Source organism: Acidovorax sp. KPB24-07 (assembly GCF_057543315.1).
The window spans coordinates 1-3,197 of the sequence record NZ_BAAJYS010000372.1 but is presented as its reverse complement, the minus strand read 5'-3'; the positions used below and the strand labels follow the sequence as shown (position 1 = coordinate 3,197).

At 68.2% G+C, this 3,197-nt stretch carries 4 protein-coding genes; 2 read left to right on the top strand and 2 right to left on the bottom strand.

Annotation, left to right across the window (positions count from 1 at the left end; genetic code table 11):
• Positions 1–90 precede the first annotated feature (90 nt).
• Both AC27IQ_RS21155 and AC27IQ_RS21150 read right to left on the bottom strand, forming a co-directional pair.
• Positions 91–963 (bottom strand): ZIP family metal transporter, encoded by an 873-nt coding sequence (locus AC27IQ_RS21155; protein WP_487090669.1) that lies wholly within the window; start codon positions 961–963, stop codon positions 91–93.
• 133 nt (positions 964–1,096) lie between these two features.
• On the bottom strand, positions 1,097–2,005 hold the full coding sequence (locus AC27IQ_RS21150) for a dienelactone hydrolase family protein (protein ID WP_272564527.1): 909 nt from the start codon (positions 2,003–2,005) through the stop codon (positions 1,097–1,099).
• A gap of 189 nt (positions 2,006–2,194) precedes the next feature.
• Between AC27IQ_RS21150 and AC27IQ_RS21145 the strand changes: the two genes are divergently transcribed.
• On the top strand, positions 2,195–2,743 hold the full coding sequence (locus AC27IQ_RS21145) for a GbsR/MarR family transcriptional regulator (protein ID WP_487090668.1): 549 nt from the start codon (positions 2,195–2,197) through the stop codon (positions 2,741–2,743).
• A gap of 54 nt (positions 2,744–2,797) precedes the next feature.
• Positions 2,798–3,197: thiol-disulfide oxidoreductase DCC family protein (locus AC27IQ_RS21140; protein ID WP_487090667.1), on the top strand; the 400-nt coding region annotated here is incomplete at its 3' end.

Below are 3,197 nucleotides of genomic sequence, written 5' to 3'. Positions count from 1 at the left end.
GCCAGCACAATCAAACCGCCGGCATAACGCTATTGATTGAATAGCAAACCCAGGCCCTGACGCGCCGCCGCACCGGGGCCCCACAGCCGGTCAGTGCGCGTGGGCCATGCCGCTCACCAGCGTGACCACCGTCATCCCCGCCACCAGCCAGGCGATCTGCGCCACCGTCTGGCCCGCGCTCAGGCGCTTTTGCAGCTGCGGGATCAGGTCGGCCAGCGCCACGTAGATGAAGCTGCTGGAGGCGATGGCCAGGAAGTAAGGCAGCCAGTCCTGCAGCTCGCCGACCAGGAAGTACCCCACCACCCCGCCCAGGGCGGTCACCGCGCCGGCCAGCGATACCTTCAGCAGCGCCATGCGGCGGTTGGCGCTGGCCTGGCGCAGCACCACCAGGTCGCCCATGTGGTGCGGCACCTCGTGCGCCAGCACCGACAGGGCCGCCACCACGCCCAGGCGCAGGTCGGCCATGAAAGCCGAGGCGATCAGGATGCCGTCGCCGAAGCAGTGCACGCTGTCGCCCGTGAGCAGCGCCCAGCCGCCGCCACCGCGCCGCGCTTCGCCTTCGCCGTGGGCGTGCGCATCACCGTTGGCGTGGTCATGGGCGTGGCCGTGCCCCTGCGTATGGCCATGGGCATGCCCGTGCGAATGCGCATGGCCGTGTCCGTGTCCGTGGCCATGCTCATGCCCGTGGTGCCACAGCTCGGCCTTGTCGAGCAGAAAGAAGAACACCAGCCCCACCAGCAGCGTGGCGAACAGGTCGTGCGCGCCGGCCTGGCTCTCGAACGCCTCGGGCAGCAGGTGCATGAAGGCCGTGGCCAGCAGCGCGCCGGCCGCCAGACTCAGCAGGTGCTGCGGCCCCACGCCGCGCCGGCCGTCGCCCAGCCCCGCGCGCATCAACAGGGCGGCCACCCACACGCTGCCGATGCCGGCCGCCAACGTGGCCAGGATGATTGCTACCAAAGTCATGGCTTCTCGTGCTTTCCCTGCAAGGCCTGTCGGCCTTTTGTATCGAATCGATTCGGCGCGCCCGGCGCGCAAAAAAAGCCCCGAAGGGCTTTGGCGGGACCGCTGGGGCAGGAACGCCGCCGGCGATGGTCTCTCAGGCCACGCCGTGTGTCTTGAACCACTGCAGCGCCCGCTTCCACCCGTCCTCGGCCGCTTCCTTGCGGAAGCTGGGCCGGTAGTCGGCATGGAAGGCATGGGGCGCGTCGGGATACACGACGAACTGCGACGCCTTGGCGGCGGCGGAGCCGGTCTGGAGAGCCGCTTTCATCTTATCAATCGTGTCAAGGGGGATGCCGCTGTCTTTTTCGCCGTACAGGCCCAGCACCGGCGCCTTGAGGATCGGGGCGATGTCCACCGGGTGCTTGGGCGTGAGCTCGCTGGCCTGCCCCACCAGCCGGCCGTACCAGGCCACGCCCGCCTTGACGGGGCCGTGGGCGGCGTACAGCCAGGTGATGCGGCCACCCCAGCAAAAACCGGTGATGCCGACCTTCTTCAGGTCGCCGCCGTTCTCGCCCGCCCACTTCACGGTGCCGTCCAGATCGGCCAGCACCTGCGCGTCGGGCACCTTGGAGACCAGCTCGCTCATCAGCTTGGCGGCTTCGGTGTACTGGAGCGGATCGCCCTGGCGGGCATACAGCTCGGGGGCGATGGCCAGGTAGCCGGCCTTGGCGAAACGGCGGCAGGTGTCGGCGATGTATTCATGCACGCCGAAGATCTCCTGGATCACCAGCACCACCGGCAGGTCGGTCTTGCCGGCGGGCGCGGCGCGGTAGGCGGGCACCTTGAAGCCGTTGACCTCGATGCTGACCTTGCCCGCCGTGAGCCCGTCCGCGGGCGTCTGGATCGCGGTCTGTGCCATCACGGGCATGGCCGCGGCGGCATAGCCCACGCCGAAACCGGCACCCAGGGCGACGCGCATCGCGGTTCGGCGGGTGGCTCCCGCCTCGGTGCTCTGGCCCGGCAAGAGGGCGTCGAAATCGGTCTTGAGGTCATCACGCAGCATGGTCTGGCTCCTGGTTGGGTGAAAGGATCGGCAGCGCAAGAGTCTAGGGCCTGCGGCGCGCGGCGGCATGACCCGCAGGGCTGAACGGGTTTGCCGCCGTTCGCCCAGGGTCGGTGCAGCGAAGGTGCAGTGATGGCGCGGCTTTTATTTCTGTCTTGACAGAAATAAAGGAAAACCTAAACTGCCCCCATGCAACTGACCGACATCGCCCAACGCTTCGTGGTTCACTGGGGGGAGATGGGGACCGCCTGGGGCGTGAACCGCACCGTGGCCCAGATCCACGCGCTGCTCTTCTTCCATGGCCGCCCGCTGCATGCCGAGGAAATCTGCGAGACGCTGGGCGTGGCCCGTTCCAACGCCAGCAACAGCCTCAAGGAGCTGCTCAACTGGAACCTGATCCGCACCACCCACGTGCTGGGCGACCGGCGCGACTATTTCGAAACCTCCACCGACGTGTGGGAGCTGTTTCGCACCGTGGTGCGCGAACGCAAGGAGCGCGAGTTCGACCCCACCGTGCGCATGCTGCGCGAACTGGTGGCCCGCCCCGACTTCGCCAGCGAAACCGCCGATGCCCAGGACCGCGTGCGCGAGACGCTGCACCTCATGGATTCGCTGGGGGTGTGGGCCGACGAAATGCTGCGCCTGTCCCCCGCCACGCTCGACAAGGTGCTGCGCCTGGGGGCCAGCGTGCAGAAGTTCGTGCGCGGCGGAACGGCCGACAAGGCATCCCCGGGCTAAGCCTTTTTTTGCCCTGATGTTTCTGTTTTGAATGAAATTTCGGAAGGATTGAACATGAATGCCGCAGCCACCCCCGACCCCGCCATCTATCCCCTCACCCTCTACTTCGACTCGCGCTGCCGCCTGTGCGCCGCCGAGATGGGCAACCTGATGCTGCGCAATACCGGCGGCCTGCTGCGCTTTGCCGACGTGTGGGCGCCGGACTTCAAAGGCCCACCGGCAGGCACCACCCGGGACGACCTGCTCACCCTGATCCATGCGCGCCAGGCCGACGGCCGGCTGCTGCGCGGCGTCGCGGTGTTCCGCGCGGCCTACGAGGCCGTGGGTCTGGGCTGGCTGACCGCCGCCACCCGCTGGCCGGTCATCGGGCCGCTGGCCGACCGGGTGTACCCGGTGCTGGCACGCAACCGCTACCGCCTGCCGCAGTGGGCTGGTGCACGGCCTGTTCGAGAAG